Raw genomic sequence first — 16,022 nt, 5'->3', positions numbered from 1 at the left:
GCTGGTGATCTCCAGGCCGCCACCAAAGACCGCGAGATGCCGCCGCAGCCCCGCGAGCCCTCCACCGCCCCGCTCACCGGCTCCACCCCGGCCGCCCCCGGGACGCATGGGTGTGCTTGATCGCGTTGGTCACCAGCTCGGCGATTCCGAAATAGAGGGCGGACCCGATCGGCGGGTCCACCGTCCGGAACCCATATCTGCCCTGGTCAGCATAGGAATAGGTCTAACCCCACCCATCCGTGGGACCAGGCGGATACCGCGTCCGTCCAGCGCTTCGTAGCGTCGTGAGCGTGGAAACCGACACGCAGACCGCGGCCCAGAGCATCAACCAGCGACTCGCTGGTCAGGCCCTCGGCACGGCGAAGAAGTTCGTCGTAGTCTTCGGCACGCTCGCCGCCACCGTCCTCGCCGCGGACGTCGCTCTCTCCCTCATCGGGGAGGAGCCGACGTCGTTCATGTGTGGCAGGACGGGCGGAGTGCTCGCCAGCGCCGTCGTGCTCTACTGGCTCTGGAAATGAGAAAGGCCCCGCCGTGACGGCGGGGCCTTCCTGCAATATGAGTCCGGCGGTGTCCTACTCTCCCACACAGTCTCCCGTGCAGTACCATCGGCGCTGAAGGGCTTAACTTCCGGGTTCGGGATGGGACCGGGTGTTTCCCCCTCGCCAAAACCACCGAACGACCAACCCAACACCCACCACAAATAGTGGCGTGTTGGAAGCTTGTCGTCCAAGCAACTCGGGCTCAGACATTCAATTATCGGGTTCCCGTTTGTTTTCTGGGAACCACACAGGGACGCGAACACTCAGCAGAACTGCGATTGGTTTGAACGTTCAGTGTGTTCAAGCCACTCGGCCTATTAGTACCAGTCAACTCCACACCTCACGGCGCTTCCATTTCTGGCCTATCAACCCAATCGTCTCTTGGGGGCCTTACACCCACAAAGGGGTGGGAGAACTCATCTTGAGGAAGGCTTCCCGCTTAGATGCTTTCAGCGGTTATCCCGACCGAACGTAGCCAACCAGCCGTGCCCCTGGCGGGACAACTGGCACACCAGAGGTTCGTCCGTCCCGGTCCTCTCGTACTAGGGACAGACCCTCTCAATTCTCCTACGCGCGCAGCGGATAGGGACCGAACTGTCTCGCGACGTTCTAAACCCAGCTCGCGTGCCGCTTTAATGGGCGAACAGCCCAACCCTTGGGACCTACTCCAGCCCCAGGATGCGACGAGCCGACATCGAGGTGCCAAACCATCCCGTCGATATGGACTCTTGGGGAAGATCAGCCTGTTATCCCCGGGGTACCTTTTAGCCGTTGAGCGACACCGCTTCCACACGCCGGTGCCGGATCACTAGGCCCTGCTTTCGCACCTGCTCGACCTGTCGGTCTCACAGTCAAGCTCCCTTGTGCCCTTGCACTCGCCACCTGATTGCCAACCAGGCTGAGGGAACCTTTGGGCGCCTCCGTTACTCTTTGGGAGGCAACCGCCCCAGTTAAACTACCCACCAGGCACTGTCCCCCACCCGGATCCACGGGTGCGGGTTAGACGCTCAAAACGACCAGAGTGGTATTTCACCAACGACTCCACCCAAACTGGCGTCTGAGTTTCACAGTCTCCCACCTATCCTACACAAGACGCTCCAAACGCCAATGCCAAGCTATAGTGAAGGTCCCGGGGTCTTTCCGTCCTGCTGCGCGAAACGAGCATCTTTACTCGTACTGCAATTTCGCCGGGCCTGTGGTTGAGACAGCGGGGAAGTCGTTACGCCATTCGTGCAGGTCGGAACTTACCCGACAAGGAATTTCGCTACCTTAGGATGGTTATAGTTACCACCGCCGTTTACCGGCGCTTAGATTCTCAGCCTCGACCCTTACAGGTCTAACCGGTCCTCTTAACGTTCCGGCACCGGGCAGGCGTCAGTCCGTATACCGCGTCTTACGACTTCGCACGGACCTGTGTTTTTAGTAAACAGTCGCTTCCCCCTGGCCTCTGCGACCCCACCCAGCTCCCACCGCAAGGGTGCTCACCGGGCGTGGTCCCCCTTCTCCCAAAGTTACGGGGGCAATTTGCCGAGTTCCTTAACCACAGTTCACCCGATCGCCTTGGTATTCTCTACCTGACCACCTGAGTCGGTTTGGGGTACGGGCCGCCGGTACACTCACTAGAGGCTTTTCTCGGCAGCATGGGATCACTCACTTCACCTAAAACGGCTCGGCATCACCTCTCACCCTTAACAGTGTGCGGATTTACCTACACACCGGGCTACAGGCTTACCCCAGGACAACCATCGCCTGGGCTGAGCTACCCTCCTGCGTCACCCCATCGCTCACCTACTACCCCCTCGGGCCCCACGCTCCCCCCACCACAGGTCCGAAGACCCACAGCAGAGTTCGGGTGGTTAGCATCAGAGGGTTCAGCGTTGGCGCATACCAGCGGGTACGGGAATATCAACCCGTTGTCCATCGACTACGCCTGTCGGCCTCGCCTTAGGTCCCGACTTACCCTGGGCGGATTAGCCTGCCCCAGGAACCCTTGGTCATCCGGCGCACACGTTTCTCACGTGTGATTCGCTACTCATGCCTGCATTCTCACTCCCACAGCCTCCACCACTCGATCACTCGGCGGCTTCACCGGCTGCAGGACGCTCCCCTACCCACCCCAACAAGTTGGAGTGCCACGGCTTCGGCGGTGTGCTTGAGCCCCGCTACATTGTCGGCGCGGAATCACTTGACCAGTGAGCTATTACGCACTCTTTCAAGGATGGCTGCTTCTAAGCCAACCTCCTGGTTGTCACGGCAACTCCACATCCTTTACCACTTAGCACACGCTTAGGGGCCTTAGCCGATGATCTGGGCTGTTTCCCTCTCGACTACGAAGCTTATCCCCCGCAGTCTCACTGCCACGCTCTCACTTACCGGCATTCGGAGTTTGGCTGACGTCAGTAACCTTGTAGGGCCCATTAGCCATCCAGTAGCTCTACCTCCGGCAAGAAACACGCAACGCTGCACCTAAATGCATTTCGGGGAGAACCAGCTATCACGGAGTTTGATTGGCCTTTCACCCCTAACCACAGGTCATCCCCCAGGTTTTCAACCCTGGTGGGTTCGGGCCTCCACACCGTCTTACCGGCGCTTCACCCTGCCCATGGCTAGATCACCCCGCTTCGGGTCTACAGCATGCGACTAAAACGCCCTATTCAGACTCGCTTTCGCTACGGCTACCCGACACCGGTTAACCTCGCCACACACCATAACTCGCAGGCTCATTCTTCAAAAGGCACGCCATCACCAAACAAAAACACAAGTGTCCTTGTAGGAGGCTCTGACGGCTTGTAGGCACACGGTTTCAGGTACTATTTCACGACCCCTCACCGGGGCACTTTTCACCTTTCCCTCACGGTACTGGTCCGCTATCGGTCATCAGGAAGTATTCAGCCTTACCACGTGGTCGTGGCAGATTCACACGGGATTTCACGGGCCCCGTGCTACTCGGGAACACACCAGAAAGGCAACGCAATTTCGTCTACCGGACTCTCACCGTCTACGGTCGGCCATCCCAAGCCGTTCAACTATCACGTCACTTTATAACTTCCTGCCAGACTGGTAGATCTAGCCAGGTGGTCCCACAACCCCGCACACGCAACCCCTACCAGGTATCACACGCGCACGGTTTAGGCTCCTCCGCTTTCGCTCACCACTACTCACGGAATCACAATTGTTTTCTCTTCCTGCGGGTACTGAGATGTTTCACTTCCCCGCGTTCCCACCAACCGCCCTATACATTCAGACGGCGGCGACACCCCATGACGAGTGCCAGGTTTCCCCATTCGGAAATCCCCGGATCAAAGTCTGGTTGCCGACTCCCCGAGGCATATCGCAGGCTCCCACGTCCTTCATCGGCTCCTGATGCCAAGGCATCCACCGTATGCCCTTAAAAACTTGAACACACAAAACGATCAAACAAATCGCAGAGAGACCACCACTCAAAAGAGCAGTGATCTATCAGAGATGCTCGCGTCCACTGTGTAGTTCTCAAAAAACAAGCAGGCCCACCAAACCTCACCCCAACCAAGAAGCAAGAATCTGGTCCCGCAATCCAGAAGAAACAACCCAGCCCCAACCCACCACCCAAAGGTGATGATCTGGGGCTGAAGGGTCCGTTTCCTCAGGACCCAACAGCGTGTCCAACCAGTCTCCCGCCCAAGCTTGCCGTTCCCCACCCCCGCAAGGGGGCGGTACTAGCCAAGTCACACAGGAAGACTTGCTGAGTAGCCAGTGCTCCACATCTATGAGCAGCTGCCCGGCAGACATTCGCTACCGAAGACAGCCACCGACCCTCACAACCCCTCGCGGGGTTCGTGATGGCCAGTTGGTGCTCCTTAGAAAGGAGGTGATCCAGCCGCACCTTCCGGTACGGCTACCTTGTTACGACTTCGTCCCAATCGCCGGCCCCACCTTCGACCGCTCCCCCCACAAGTGGTTGGGCCACGGGCTTCGGGTGTTGCCGACTTTCGTGACGTGACGGGCGGTGTGTACAAGGCCCGGGAACGTATTCACCGCAGCGTTGCTGATCTGCGATTACTAGCGACTCCGACTTCATGGGGTCGAGTTGCAGACCCCAATCCGAACTGAGACCGGCTTTAAGGGATTCGCTCCACCTTACGGTATCGCAGCCCTCTGTACCGGCCATTGTAGCATGTTTGCAGCCCAAGACATAAGGGGCATGATGACTTGACGTCATCCCCACCTTCCTCCGAGTTGACCCCGGCGGTCTCCCATGAGTCCCCACCATAACGTGCTGGCAACATGGAACGAGGGTTGCGCTCGTTGCGGGACTTAACCCAACATCTCACGACACGAGCTGACGACAGCCATGCACCACCTGTCACCGGCCCAAAAAGGACCCACCATCTCTGATGGTTTTCCGGCGATGTCAAGCCTTGGTAAGGTTCTTCGCGTTGCGTCGAATTAAGCAACATGCTCCGCCGCTTGTGCGGGCCCCCGTCAATTCCTTTGAGTTTTAGCCTTGCGGCCGTACTCCCCAGGCGGGGCGCTTAATGCGTTAGCTACGGCGCGGAATCCGTGGAAGGACCCCACACCTAGCGCCCAACGTTTACGGCGTGGACTACCAGGGTATCTAATCCTGTTCGCTCCCCACGCTTTCGCTCCTCAGCGTCAGTACAGGCCCAGAGCACCGCCTTCGCCACCGGTGTTCCTCCCGATATCTGCGCATTTCACCGCTACACCGGGAATTCCATGCTCCCCTACCTGCCTCTAGTCTGCCCGTATCCACCGCAGACCCACAGTTAAGCCGTGGGCTTTCACGACGGACGCAACAAACCGCCTACGAGCTCTTTACGCCCAATAATTCCGGACAACGCTTGCGCCCTACGTATTACCGCGGCTGCTGGCACGTAGTTAGCCGGCGCTTCTTCTGCAGGTACCGTCACGTTAGCTTCGTCCCTGCTGAAAGAGGTTTACAACCCGAAGGCCGTCATCCCCCACGCGGCGTCGCTGCGTCAGGCTTCCGCCCATTGCGCAATATTCCCCACTGCTGCCTCCCGTAGGAGTCTGGGCCGTGTCTCAGTCCCAGTGTGACCGGTCGCCCTCTCAGGCCGGTTACCCGTCGTCGCCTTGGTAGGCCATCACCCCACCAACAAGCTGATAGGCCGCGAGCCCATCCCCAACCGAAAAACTTTCCACCACCAAACCATGCGATCAGTGGTTATATCCGGTATTAGACCCAGTTTCCCAGGCTTATCCCAGAGTCAGGGGCAGGTTGCTCACGTGTTACTCACCCGTTCGCCGCTCGAGTACCCCCGAAGGGGCCTTTCCGCTCGACTTGCATGTGTTAAGCACGCCGCCAGCGTTCGTCCTGAGCCAGGATCAAACTCTCCATTAAGGTCCAAACGACAAGCTCCGGGGGCGAACCCGGAACCCGCCAAACCCTATGAGTGAAACATCCTGACAATACAAACCCCTCCAACAGAGGGGCTGCTTGCCTCAAAGAAATCCCCACCACCATCCAAACGGACAGTGGCCACGGGGCGACCAAGACCCTCACAAAGAAGGCCCTGGCCTATAAAGGCACTGGCTTTTAACACGCTGTTGAGTTCTCAAGAAACGGACACCCACCGCGCCCACACTCACTTGCGTGAGGCTGGCTCCGGGGCAACCCTTCTACCTTACCAGGATCTTCGCTCCTGTCAACCGGTCTAGCTTGATCGATGGACCTGAACCTTGCCCAGCCCACCATGCGTCATCGCGGGCAACCAGAGTCGCCCGTGTTTGATCTTTCGGTGGTGTCCCTCGAGCCGGCCACCTTGCGGCGTCCTGCATCCCGTCTGGGCTAGCCACTCCAGAGTACATCGGGTCGGAGCAAGCTTCGAACCGTTTTCTTCAGAGTGGCCGTCCCCTGGGGCGTCCGCCTCGCGGCGTCCGCATCCCCTTGGGGCATGGAGAACATTAGGCAGCTCCCGATGCCTCGTCAAATCAGGCGCGTCGCCCGCGCGTCAGGTCTTGTGAACCCGCAGGTCACACCAGAGACACCCGCAGAACGCCTGATTCTCCGCGTATCTGGCCACGAACTCGAAGCACAGCCAACCACGCGCGGGAACGTGTGCCGGGTCACCAAAGAATTCCATTCAAAGTCGGCTCCGCGAGCCTGGCAGGGCCTTGCAAATCCGCCCCAGGCGCCACAACACACACCCGAACGGGGTCACGCTCCATCGATAGACCGGCTCCGACTGCGCGCCGCTTGTGAGGCTCTCCCGGCTCGGCCGAGAACCGTGCTCGCGGCGGCAGCGGGAAGCGCAACCAGGCGCTGCCGTCCTGGGCGTGGTCGAGGTGGTGGGCTGCGGCTGGAACTGACGCGACGTACCTCCCCCGCAGGGGGATCAGAGGGGCGCAGCCAAGCCCCCGGGGACGGTCTGCAAGACCGTGGCGCGCGTGGCCCATTTGCGAAGCAAAGCGGGGAGTGAGGGAGAACAAGAGCGTCGAGACGATGGGCTGGGCCTGGGCTCACGCGACGCTCCCACCCCGGACGGCAGCGGAGAGCGGTCCAGCCCTCGGGGGACCGTCCCGGAACTGGCCCGGCTTGTGGGCGAGGGGGTGGTTCTTCCAGGCGGGGGCTTTGGGTTGGGGCGGGCGTGTCAGGCGGGGGTTGGGCTGGTCAAGGGGCGCCTTTCGGGGGTGGGCGTGGGCAGAGCGGGGTTGTCCCGGGGGCGTGTCAGTGGGGTGTCAGGGGGTGGAGGCCGGGTGTGGGTGGGGTGTCAGGCGAGGGGGCGAAGGTGGGGGCGATCTCGACGAACGACGGAAGGGTTGATGTGGACGAGGTGATTCTGGCGGAGGGGCTTCTGAAGAGGTTCGGGGAGACCCGGGCTCTGGACGGGGTCGACATCTCCGCGCGGCGGGGCACTGTTCTGGGGGTGCTCGGGCCTAACGGGGCGGGGAAGACGACGGCGGTTCGGGTACTGGCGACGTTGCTGCGTCCGGACGCCGGACGGGCGGCGGTGTGCGGGTACGACGTCGTGCGCGATGCCGTCCGGGCGCGGGCGATGATCGGGTTGACCGGGCAGTACGCATCCGTGGACGAGGAGCTGACCGGGACCGAGAACCTGATGATGATCGCCCGGCTGCTCGACTTCAGGAGGGGCGAGGCCAAGGCTCGTACCCGGGAGCTGTTGGAGCGGTTCCGGTTGACCGAGGCGGCGGGGCGTGCGGCCAAGACGTATTCCGGTGGGATGCGGCGGCGGCTCGATCTGGCGGCGAGCCTGGTGAACCGGCCCGAGGTGATCTTTCTGGACGAGCCGACCACGGGTCTGGACCCGAGGGCGCGCAACGAGGTCTGGGACACGGTGCGCGGTGTGGTGGCCGAGGGTGCGACGGTGCTGCTGACCACGCAGTATCTGGAGGAGGCCGACGCGCTGGCCGACCGGATCGCGGTGTTCGACCACGGTCGGGTCGTGGCCGAGGGCACGGCGTCGGAGCTGAAGGCCAGGACCGGACGGCAGACGCTGGTGGTCAGGGCCGAGGAGCCGTACCGGGCCGAGCAGCTCGCGGCGATCGTGGCCCGGCTGACCGGTGAGCGGCCGGAGGTGGACATCGCGGCGGGGCTGGTGACGGCGCCCGCGTCCGGGGCGGGCGTGCTGCCGGCACTGGTCCGCGAGCTGGAGGAGGTCGGGATCGCCGCGTCCGAGCTGGCGTTGCGGATGCCGAGTCTCGACGAGGTCTTCCTGGCTCTGACCGAGTTCTCCGTTCCCGAAAGGAGCATGGCATGACGGCGATCGCGGTGAAGGCACCGCCCGGACGGATCAGTCCCCAGCGGACGGCGCGGCACGCGCTGACGCTGGCGTGGCGCAACGTCGTCCAGCTCAGGCATTCGCCGGAGAAGCTGCTGGACGTGACATTGATGCCGGTGGTGTTCCTGCTGCTGTTCCTGTACGTGTTCGGCGGTGCCATCTCGGGGAGCACGCACGCCTATCTCCAGCAGCTGCTTCCCGGGCTGGTGGCGCAGATGGCGATGTTCGGGACGATGGGTCTCGGCGTGGCGCTCAACGAGGACATCCACAAGGGGGTGTTCGACCGGTTCCGGAGCCTGCCGATCGCGCGGTCCGCGCCGCTGATCGGGTCGGTGCTGGGCGACACGGTGCGGTTCTGCATGATGATGGTGATGCTGGTCGCGTTCGGGTCGCTGCTGGGGTTCCGGTTCCACACCGATCCCCTGTCGGTGATGGCGGCGTTCGCGCTGGCCTATGTGTTCTACCTGGCGGTGTCGTGGATCTCGGTGCTCGTGGGGTTGTTCGCGCCCTCGCCTGACACGGTGCAGGGGCTGGCGATGCTGTGGGTGATGCCGCTGACGTTCGGGAGCAGCGTGCTGATGCCGAACACCTCGACGATGCCGGGGTGGCTGGAGGCGTGGGCCAAGGTCAATCCGGTGTCGCATCTGGCCGAGTCGGTCCGGGCCCTGATGGTGGGCGGGCCGGTCGGGAACCATGTCTGGTACACGCTGGCGTGGGCGGCGGCGATCGTGGCGGTGACGTTCCCGATCGCTATGCGGTTGTATGCCCGGCGGGTGTGAGTTTCACGGCGACGGCCTCGTCGCGGCTGGTCTTGCGGCCGCGTTCGTAGGCCTCCGCGAAGCCGTCGGGGCCCAGGGCGGCCTCGGCGGCGGACGTGGCGCGCTGGACGTCGTAGCTGAGGGCGTCCCGGTAGCCGTGCAGGGTGTGGGCGGTGCCGAGCAGTTCGGCGGCGCGGACGTGGTCGCCGACGGCGGCGTGGTAGGCGGCGATGCCTTCGAGTAGGAGGGCCACGAGGGGATTGCGCAGGAAGATGTCGTCGGACGTCTCGCGCAGCGCGCGTGTGTGCCAGCTTTCGGCCGCGGCGAGGTCGCCCGCCTGCTCGCTGAGGGAGCCCAGGCGGCTGAACGTCATGGCGGTGGTCGAGACCATGTCGGGCCGGGTCTTGCGGGTCTGGACGAGGTCGAGGGCGCGTTCGAGCGAGGGGCGGGCGGCGGCCAGGTCGCCCTCGCGGCGCGCCAGCTCGGCCAGCCACAGCAGTCCGGTGGCGGCGTCGGGGAACTCGCCGATGCGCTCGGCGTCGGCGATGCCGCGGTGGAGCTCGCTTCGGGCGCGTTCGACGTCGCCGTCCTCGGCGTAGGCGCGGGCCAGCAGGACGCGGACGGCCGCCCCCTGTTCGGGGCTGACGCCGCCGGTGGCGTAGCCGAGCGCCTCCTCGCCGAAGCGGACGCACAGGGCCGTCTCACCGCGTGCCAGGGCGAGCTCCATCAGGCCGCCGAGCGCGACCATCATTCCCCAGCGGTCGCCGATCGTCCGGAGGCCTTCGTAGGCGGCGCGCAGATGGTCGTGGCCGGTGTCGATCTCGCCGGCGTTGAGCGCGATGTGGCCGAGGATCACCCGGGCGACAGCCCCGACCCAGGGGTCGGGATGGTCGATGACGCGTCGCAGTCCCTCGCTGGCGCCGTCCGAGTCTCCCCGGAGGAGCAGGGCGGCCGGGCGGACGAGCACGAGACCCGGGTGGCGGGGTTCCTCGGGGACGAAGGCCAGCCCGCGGTCCAGTGCCGCGTTCATGCTCTTGGGCGTGGACCCTTCGGGGGAGCCCATCTCCTCCACCAGCGTGGCGAACAAGCGGCAGATGGCGTCGGCCTCTTCCAGGCCCGCGGGCGGGTCGTCGGTGATCTCGCGCAGCGCCTTGGCCCAGGCGCCCGCCTCCACCTCCAGGTCGCGCATGAGCCAGAACCAGGCCAGGGCGGCGAAGAGGCGCAGGCCGGAAGCCAGGTCGCGGGTGTCGACGACGTGACGGAAGGCGGCGGCGATGTTGTCGCGCTCGGCGTTGAGGCGTTCGGCCCAGACGATCTGGTCGCGGGCGCGCAGCTCGGGTTCGGCGCGCTCGGCCAGGTCGAGCAGGAACGCGACGTGGGCCGAGCGGACCGTGCCGGTCTCGCCGGCCTCGTCAAGCCGCTCGGCGGCGTAGACGCGGACGGTCTCCAGCAGCCGGTACCGGACGTCGTTCTCGCCGTCGGCCATGACCAGCGACTTCTCCACCAGGGACGCGATCACGTCGATGACGTCGTCGGCGTGTGAGGGCCCCGGGGGCAGGCCGCAGATGGCGGCGGCCGCGGCCGGGGTGGCGCCGCCGGCGAAGACCGACAGGCGCCGCAGGACGGTGCGCTCGCCGTCGTCAAGGAGGTCCCAGCTCCAGTCGACGACGGCGCGGAGCGTGCGGTGGCGCGGCAGGGCGGTGCGGCTTCCGGCGGCCAGCAGCCGGAAGCGGTCGCCGAGGCGCCCGGCGACCTGGGCCGGGGTGAGGGAGCGCAGTCGGGCGGCGGCGAGCTCGATGGCCAGGGGGATGCCGTCGAGCGCGCGGCAGATCTCGACCACGTGCGCGGCGGTGGTCGCGTCCACCGCGAAGCCGGGCCGGACGGCCGAGCCCCGGTCGGCGAACAGCCGCACCGAGTCGTAGCGCAGCGCCACCTCGGCGGGGGCGTCCTCCGGGGGCAGCGGCAGGGAAGGGACGGGGCACAGCGACTCGCCGGTGATGCCGAGGGGCTCGCGGCTGGTGGCCAGGATCCGCACCCCGGGTGCCTCGGCCAGGACGCGGTCGACCAGCCGGGCGACGGCGTCGATGAGGTGCTCGCAGTTGTCCAGGACGAGGATCATCCGCTTCCCGGCCAGGACGTCGATGAGCCGGTCGAGCGGACGGGCCACGACCCGGGTGTCGCCGACGCGGACCGGTTCGGGCATGTCGAGGCCGGAGAGGACCGCCTGCGGGACGTCGACGGCGTCGCTTACGGGGGCCAGCGGGACGAACCACACGCCGTCGGGGTGGTCGTCGACCAGCCGCGCGGTCAGCTCGGACGACAGGCGGGTCTTGCCCGCGCCGCCGGGGCCGACCAGCGTGACCAGCCGCGCCTCCCGCAGCAGGACGCCGATCCGTTCCGACTCCTCCTCGCGTCCCACGAAGCTGGTGAGCTGGGCGCTGAGGTTGGTGCGCCGGGGCGCGCGGACCGGCGCGGGGGCGTCCTGCCGAAGGATCGACAGGTGGGCGGCGGCGAGCTCGGGCGAGGGGTCGACGCCCAGCTCGGCGGCGAGGGCCTGCCGCGTCTCTTCGTAGACGCGCAGCGCGTCGGCCTGCCGTCCGGAGGCGTACAGGGCCCGCATGTACTGGGCGCGCAGCCGCTCGCGCAACGGGTGGGCGGCCGCGAGCGCCTCCAGCTCGGGCAGGAGCGGGGCGAGGTCGGCGCGGGCGTCCAGGACGGCCTCGGTGCGGTCTTCGATCGCGGTGAGCCGCAGTTCCTCCAGTCGGGGCGCGGCGTATTCGGGGGGTGCGCCACGCCACAGGGCCAGGGCCTCCCGAAAGGCGGCGGCCCGGCGCGCGGGGTCGGTCTCGTTTCGCGCGGCCAGCACGCGGCGCTCGAACGCGACGGCGTCGATCTCGTCCGGGGGGATCGCGAGACGGTAGCCGCCGGGGCCGTGCTCGACCAGATCGCGCCCGGCGGCGGCGCGCAGCCGCGAGACCAGGGCCTGCAGGGCGTTCTCGCCGGGCGGGTCGCCGTCCCAGAGGTCGTCGAGCAGGCGTCCGACCGGGACGGGCCGGCCCGCGTCGAGCGCCAGCCTGACCAGGAGCGCGCGCAGCCGCGAGCCGCTCACCGCCACCGGGCGGCCCGCCCCGTCCCGGACCTCCAGAGGCCCAAGAATGCCGATGCGCACGCGTTCCCCCTCTGCCGACCCGCCCATTGTCCCCGACCTCGGGACTGAGATCGTTGCCGGCATGAATCTGGAACCACGGTATGTCGCCGGCATCGAGGTGATCCCGCTCCTGGACGCGGTCGGCCCCATGGGCGGGAGCCTGCGGCGTCCGCCTCCCGAGCTGTTCCCGGGCGCCCCGGACGACCTGTGGGAACGGGTACGCGAGCGGGAGCCCCGGGTGTTCGGGCCTGAGGGCGAATGGGTCCTGCACTTCTACTGCTACCTGCTGCGCGTGCCGGGCGGGCCGACGGTCCTGGTGGACGCGGGTCTCGGGCCCGCCGACTCCCCCGCCGCGTCATGGGCGCCGGTGCCCGGCGCGGTCGCCGAGGCGCTCGACCGGGCGGGCACGTCCCCCGGCGAGATCGACGTGCTCGTCCTGACGCACCTGCACAGCGACCACTCCGCCGGGGCCGTGGCGGACGGCAGGCCGCTGTTCGGGAACGCGCGCCATCTCGTCCAGCGGCGGGAGCTGGACGCGGCCGACCCCGTCATCGCCGAGCGGGTGCTCGCGCCGCTGCGCGAGGCGGAGCTCCTGGACGCCGTCGAGGACGAGTCGCGCCTGGCCCCCGGCCTGCTGCTGACGCCCACGCCGGGCCACACTCCCGGCCACCAGTCGCTGATCGTCGGCGACGACGACCTGGTGGTCACCGGGGATCTGCTGCACCACCCCGTCCAGCTGGCCGACCCGTCGGTGACCTACCTCTACGACGACGACACCGCGGCGGCCTCGGCCGTCCGGGCCGAGCTCCTGGCCCGGGTCCGCGCGCGCGGCGGGGCGATCGCCACGCCGCACCTGCCCGATCCGTTCATCGATGTGTAGCTCGCGTAACACGGGTAAGCCAAGTCCACAAGGAGGGATACGGACATGCCCAGAGCGCAGATCAAGGACGAGAAGACCTACCAGGAGCTCCGCAAGAAGGGCGAGAGCAAGGAGAAGTCGGCGCGCATCGCCAACGCCTCCGCCAGCCAGGGCAAGAAGCAGGTCGGGCGTAAGGGCGGCAAGGGCGGCTCGTACGACGACTGGTCGAAGCAGGACCTGGTCAAGCGCGCGCGGGAGATCGGTATCTCCGGCCGCTCGACCATGACGAAACCCCAACTGATCAAGGCGCTGCGGAACCACTGAGACGTTTGAGCCGGCCGAAACGGGTAGGGCGGGCCTATGGATCTGTCTTTCCTCAAACCGCTCTATTCCCGGCCGGGCCCCTACGCCAGTGTCTACGCGGACCTGACCCGCACCACCGAGGACGCGCCCAAGGCGGCGGAGCTGCGCTGGAGAGCGCTGCGCGCGGACCTGGAAGCCCAGCGGGCGCCTCGCGAAACCCTCAAGGCCATCGACGAGGCCATCGGCCATGAGCTGGAGCTCCGCCGCTCGGAGGGGCTGATCCTCTTCGCCGCGGGCGGGGAGGTCGTCCATACCGAGCGCCTGCCCGAAGCGCCCGCCGCGTCGCTCGCGCGCGTGTCGCCGCTCCCCCACGTCCTGCCGTATCTGGCCGAACGGGGCGAGCGGTACCCGCACGTGGTCGCGGTGGTCGACCGGCAGGGCGGCGAGATCGACTCCGTCGACGCCGAGGGGCGGCGCCGCCATGTCGACGTCCAGGGGGACGAGGGGCCGGTCCGCAAGACCAAGAGCGCCGGCGACGCCGAGTCGTCGCACCTCCAGCGCCTGGCCGAGAACGGGCTGCGCGCCAACGCCAAGAAGGTCGGCCGCGAGATCGACCGGACCGCCCGCCGCTGCCATGCCGAGGCGGTCCTCATCGCGGGCGACCCGCGCGCCAGGACCGCCGTCCTGGACGAGATCTCCGAGGGCGTCCGCGAGCACACCGTCGAGTCGGGCCGGGGCGCCGAGCTGTCCTCGGAGCTGTCGCGCGTGCTGAGCCTGAAGAAGGCCGAGCGTGTCATGGCGGTCGCCGAGCGCTTCGACCGCGAGCTGGCCAACGGCGAGCGCGCCGTCGCGGGCCTGCCCGCGACCGTCGAGGCGGCCCGCCGGGGCCAGATCGAGAGCCTCCTGCTGGACGAGGACCCCGAGTCCCCCGCCCAGCTGTGGATCGGCCCCGACTCCACCCATCTCGCGGCCGATCCCGAGGAGCTCACCCAGTACGGCGTCGACGAACCCCAGCGGGAGAGGGCCGACGCCGCCCTGGTCAGAGCCGTCGCCGCCACCGACGGCGAGCTGGTGATCCTGCCGTCCAACGGCCCCGACGCCGAGCTGGGCGTCGGGGCCGTCCTGCGGTTCAGGACCTGAACGGGCCGGTCACGCAGTAGGTGATGCCGCCCGAGGACGAACCCGAGGTGCCGCGCTGCGAGGAGAAGTAGAGCCGGTTGCCCGCCGGGCTGAAGGCGGGCCCGGTGATCTCCGAGGAGCTCTGGCCGTTGATGCGCAGGAACACCGAGATCTTGTCGTCCGGCGTGATCAGGGCGATCTCCATGTTGCCGCCGTCCTCGGCGACGAACAGGTCACCGGAGCTCGACCCGGTGATGTTGTCGACGCCGGTCAGCGGCGCGGGCCCCGGGTTCACCAGGTTGTCGTCGTAGGCCAGCTCGTAGGTGCTGTTGGCCAGGTTGAGCTGCCACACCCGGTTGTCGCCCTTGGTGGTGAACCACAGGGTGTCGTTGGCGTAGTGGCAGCCTTCGCCGCCGTTGAACCTCTTGGCGCCGGACACCTGGTTCCTGGTGGCCGTGGGCGATCCGTCGGGGTCGCTAACGGTCCCCCAGGTGAACGAGCCCGAGGTGCCCGTCCCGGCCTTGAGCGCCTGGAGCGTCCCGGACGACAGGTTGCCCCACGTGGTCGGGATGAAGCGGTAGAGGCAGCTGTCGGACACGTCCTCGGTCAGGTAGATGACCTTGCGCACCGGGTCGGCCGCGGCGGCCTCGTGCGTGAACCGTCCCATCGCGGGACGCGCGACGCCCGTCCCGCCGAACGGGTAGGTCTCCCACATGTACCCGGTCGAGGTCTCCTCGCCCGACAACCACGTGTTCCAAGGCGTCGTGCCGCCCGCACAGTTGCGGCTGGTGTTGGACAGGATGCGCGAGGCCGCGGTCACCTGCCCGCTGGAGTTGAACTTCAGCATCGAGACGCCGCCCGCGCCGCTGCCGAGCTCGGAGTTGGACACGTAGATCCAGCCCGTCCCGTCGGCGAAGCACGCGCCCCCATCGGGGGCTCCGTGCCAGGTGTAGGACGTGCCGGGGACGGTCTGGCTGGAGCGGGCGACGATGCTGCTGGTGAAGCCGGACGGCAGCTGGATGCCGTTGGCGTCGGCGGCCTGGAGCGCGCCGTACGGCCCGGGAGCGAGCTGTGCGGGCGCCGCCGAAGCGGCCCCTTGCCACAGGCTGCCCGAGAACGCGACGGCACCGGTGCCGACCACGGAGGCGCGCAGGAAGGAACGACGTTCCATCGATGTCTCCTTCGGGGGGTCGAGACGATCGATAGGAACTTAAAGCCATCCAAACGCGACAACCAGTGGCGAAAGATGAACACACGGTGATGGGGAAGGGTCAAGAAACAGTAAAGGATCTCAGGGCGGAGCGGCCCGGGGGTTCCAGGGGGTCGCCCCCCTGGGCCGACACGACGAGAGCCCAGCGGGAAGGAGCAAAGCTCCGACCACACTGGGCCCAGGGATCGAGTGGAGCTATGGGGATTCGAACCCCAGACCTCCTCCATGCCATGGAGGCGCGCTACCAACTGCGCCATAGCCCCATGTCGTCCACCCGAGGGCAGCCCGACCACGAGAAAGCCTAGCCCACCCCGACCACCGCTCCGACC

Annotated in this window: 8 protein-coding genes, 1 tRNA gene and 3 rRNA genes; 6 read left to right on the top strand and 6 right to left on the bottom strand. The window is 66.7% G+C overall.

Annotated elements, in window-relative coordinates; all coding sequences use genetic code 11:
* Positions 1-290: 290 nt before the first annotated feature.
* Positions 291-518 (top strand): hypothetical protein, encoded by a 228-nt coding sequence (locus tag ACQPY4_RS12090; protein WP_433335529.1) that lies wholly within the window; start codon positions 291-293, stop codon positions 516-518.
* A 41-nt stretch (positions 519-559) separates the two neighbouring features.
* On the opposite strand, the gene rrf is transcribed toward ACQPY4_RS12090, so the two are convergent.
* From rrf to ACQPY4_RS12075, 3 genes are all read right to left on the bottom strand, one after another.
* A 5S ribosomal RNA gene (gene rrf, locus ACQPY4_RS12085) occupies positions 560-676 on the bottom strand.
* Positions 677-835: 159 nt separating this feature from the next.
* Positions 836-3,941: ribosomal RNA gene (locus tag ACQPY4_RS12080) — 23S ribosomal RNA — on the bottom strand.
* A gap of 438 nt (positions 3,942-4,379) precedes the next feature.
* Positions 4,380-5,898: ribosomal RNA gene (locus ACQPY4_RS12075) — 16S ribosomal RNA — on the bottom strand.
* Together the 16S, 23S and 5S rRNA genes form the textbook arrangement of a ribosomal RNA operon.
* A 1,423-nt stretch (positions 5,899-7,321) precedes the next feature.
* On the opposite strand from ACQPY4_RS12075, the gene ACQPY4_RS12070 reads away from it, so the two are divergent.
* Together ACQPY4_RS12070 and ACQPY4_RS12065 are read left to right on the top strand one after the other, a co-directional pair.
* Complete coding sequence (locus ACQPY4_RS12070) at positions 7,322-8,275, top strand: ATP-binding cassette domain-containing protein (protein ID WP_433335527.1); 954 nt, start codon at positions 7,322-7,324, stop codon at positions 8,273-8,275.
* On the top strand, positions 8,272-9,075 hold the full coding sequence (locus ACQPY4_RS12065; RefSeq protein ID WP_433335525.1) for an ABC transporter permease: 804 nt from the start codon (positions 8,272-8,274) through the stop codon (positions 9,073-9,075). Before ACQPY4_RS12070 ends, ACQPY4_RS12065 begins: the two co-directional genes overlap by 4 nt.
* Here the strand turns inward: ACQPY4_RS12065 and ACQPY4_RS12060 are convergent.
* Entirely contained in the window at positions 9,047-12,223 is a 3,177-nt protein-coding gene (locus tag ACQPY4_RS12060; RefSeq protein WP_433335523.1) for a BTAD domain-containing putative transcriptional regulator, read from the bottom strand. The genes ACQPY4_RS12065 and ACQPY4_RS12060 overlap by 29 nt on opposite strands.
* A 61-nt stretch (positions 12,224-12,284) precedes the next feature.
* Between ACQPY4_RS12060 and ACQPY4_RS12055 the strand changes: the two genes are divergently transcribed.
* Genes ACQPY4_RS12055 through ACQPY4_RS12045 form a run of 3 tightly spaced genes read left to right on the top strand, consistent with a single transcriptional unit; the run spans position 12,285 to position 14,504 of the window.
* Positions 12,285-13,082, top strand: coding sequence for an MBL fold metallo-hydrolase (locus ACQPY4_RS12055; protein ID WP_433335521.1), 798 nt, complete (start codon positions 12,285-12,287; stop codon positions 13,080-13,082).
* Between the two features lie 45 nt (positions 13,083-13,127).
* Complete coding sequence (locus ACQPY4_RS12050; RefSeq protein WP_433335519.1) at positions 13,128-13,385, top strand: DUF7218 family protein; 258 nt, start codon at positions 13,128-13,130, stop codon at positions 13,383-13,385.
* A gap of 36 nt (positions 13,386-13,421) precedes the next feature.
* A complete protein-coding gene (locus ACQPY4_RS12045) occupies positions 13,422-14,504 on the top strand; it encodes a hypothetical protein (RefSeq protein WP_433335518.1) in 1,083 nt (360 codons plus the stop codon).
* On the opposite strand, the gene ACQPY4_RS12040 is transcribed toward ACQPY4_RS12045, so the two are convergent.
* Together ACQPY4_RS12040 and ACQPY4_RS12035 are read right to left on the bottom strand one after the other, a co-directional pair.
* On the bottom strand, positions 14,494-15,654 hold the full coding sequence (locus tag ACQPY4_RS12040) for an alkaline phosphatase PhoX (protein WP_433335516.1): 1,161 nt from the start codon (positions 15,652-15,654) through the stop codon (positions 14,494-14,496). The genes ACQPY4_RS12045 and ACQPY4_RS12040 overlap by 11 nt on opposite strands.
* 229 nt (positions 15,655-15,883) lie before the next feature.
* Positions 15,884-15,956 (bottom strand) — tRNA-Ala (locus tag ACQPY4_RS12035).
* Between the last annotated feature and the right edge of the window lie 66 nt (positions 15,957-16,022).

It is taken from the genome of Spirillospora sp. CA-294931 (genome assembly GCF_050946795.1).
Classification (GTDB): Bacteria; Actinomycetota; Actinomycetes; order Streptosporangiales; family Streptosporangiaceae; genus Spirillospora.
Note: the sequence above shows the minus strand (reverse complement) of the source record. Positions and strands in the feature narration are given on the sequence as shown.

Excerpts from the sequence above, each read along its gene's own strand:
- ACQPY4_RS12065 (WP_433335525.1), top strand. The coding sequence starts at position 8,272 with ATGACGGCGATCGCGGTGAAGGCACCGCCCGGACGGATCAGTCCCCAG.
- ACQPY4_RS12055 (WP_433335521.1), top strand. The coding sequence starts at position 12,285 with ATGAATCTGGAACCACGGTATGTCGCCGGCATCGAGGTGATCCCGCTC.
- ACQPY4_RS12050 (WP_433335519.1), top strand. The coding sequence starts at position 13,128 with ATGCCCAGAGCGCAGATCAAGGACGAGAAGACCTACCAGGAGCTCCGC.
- ACQPY4_RS12045 (WP_433335518.1), top strand. The coding sequence starts at position 13,422 with ATGGATCTGTCTTTCCTCAAACCGCTCTATTCCCGGCCGGGCCCCTAC.
- ACQPY4_RS12040 (WP_433335516.1), bottom strand. The coding sequence starts at position 15,654 with ATGGAACGTCGTTCCTTCCTGCGCGCCTCCGTGGTCGGCACCGGTGCC.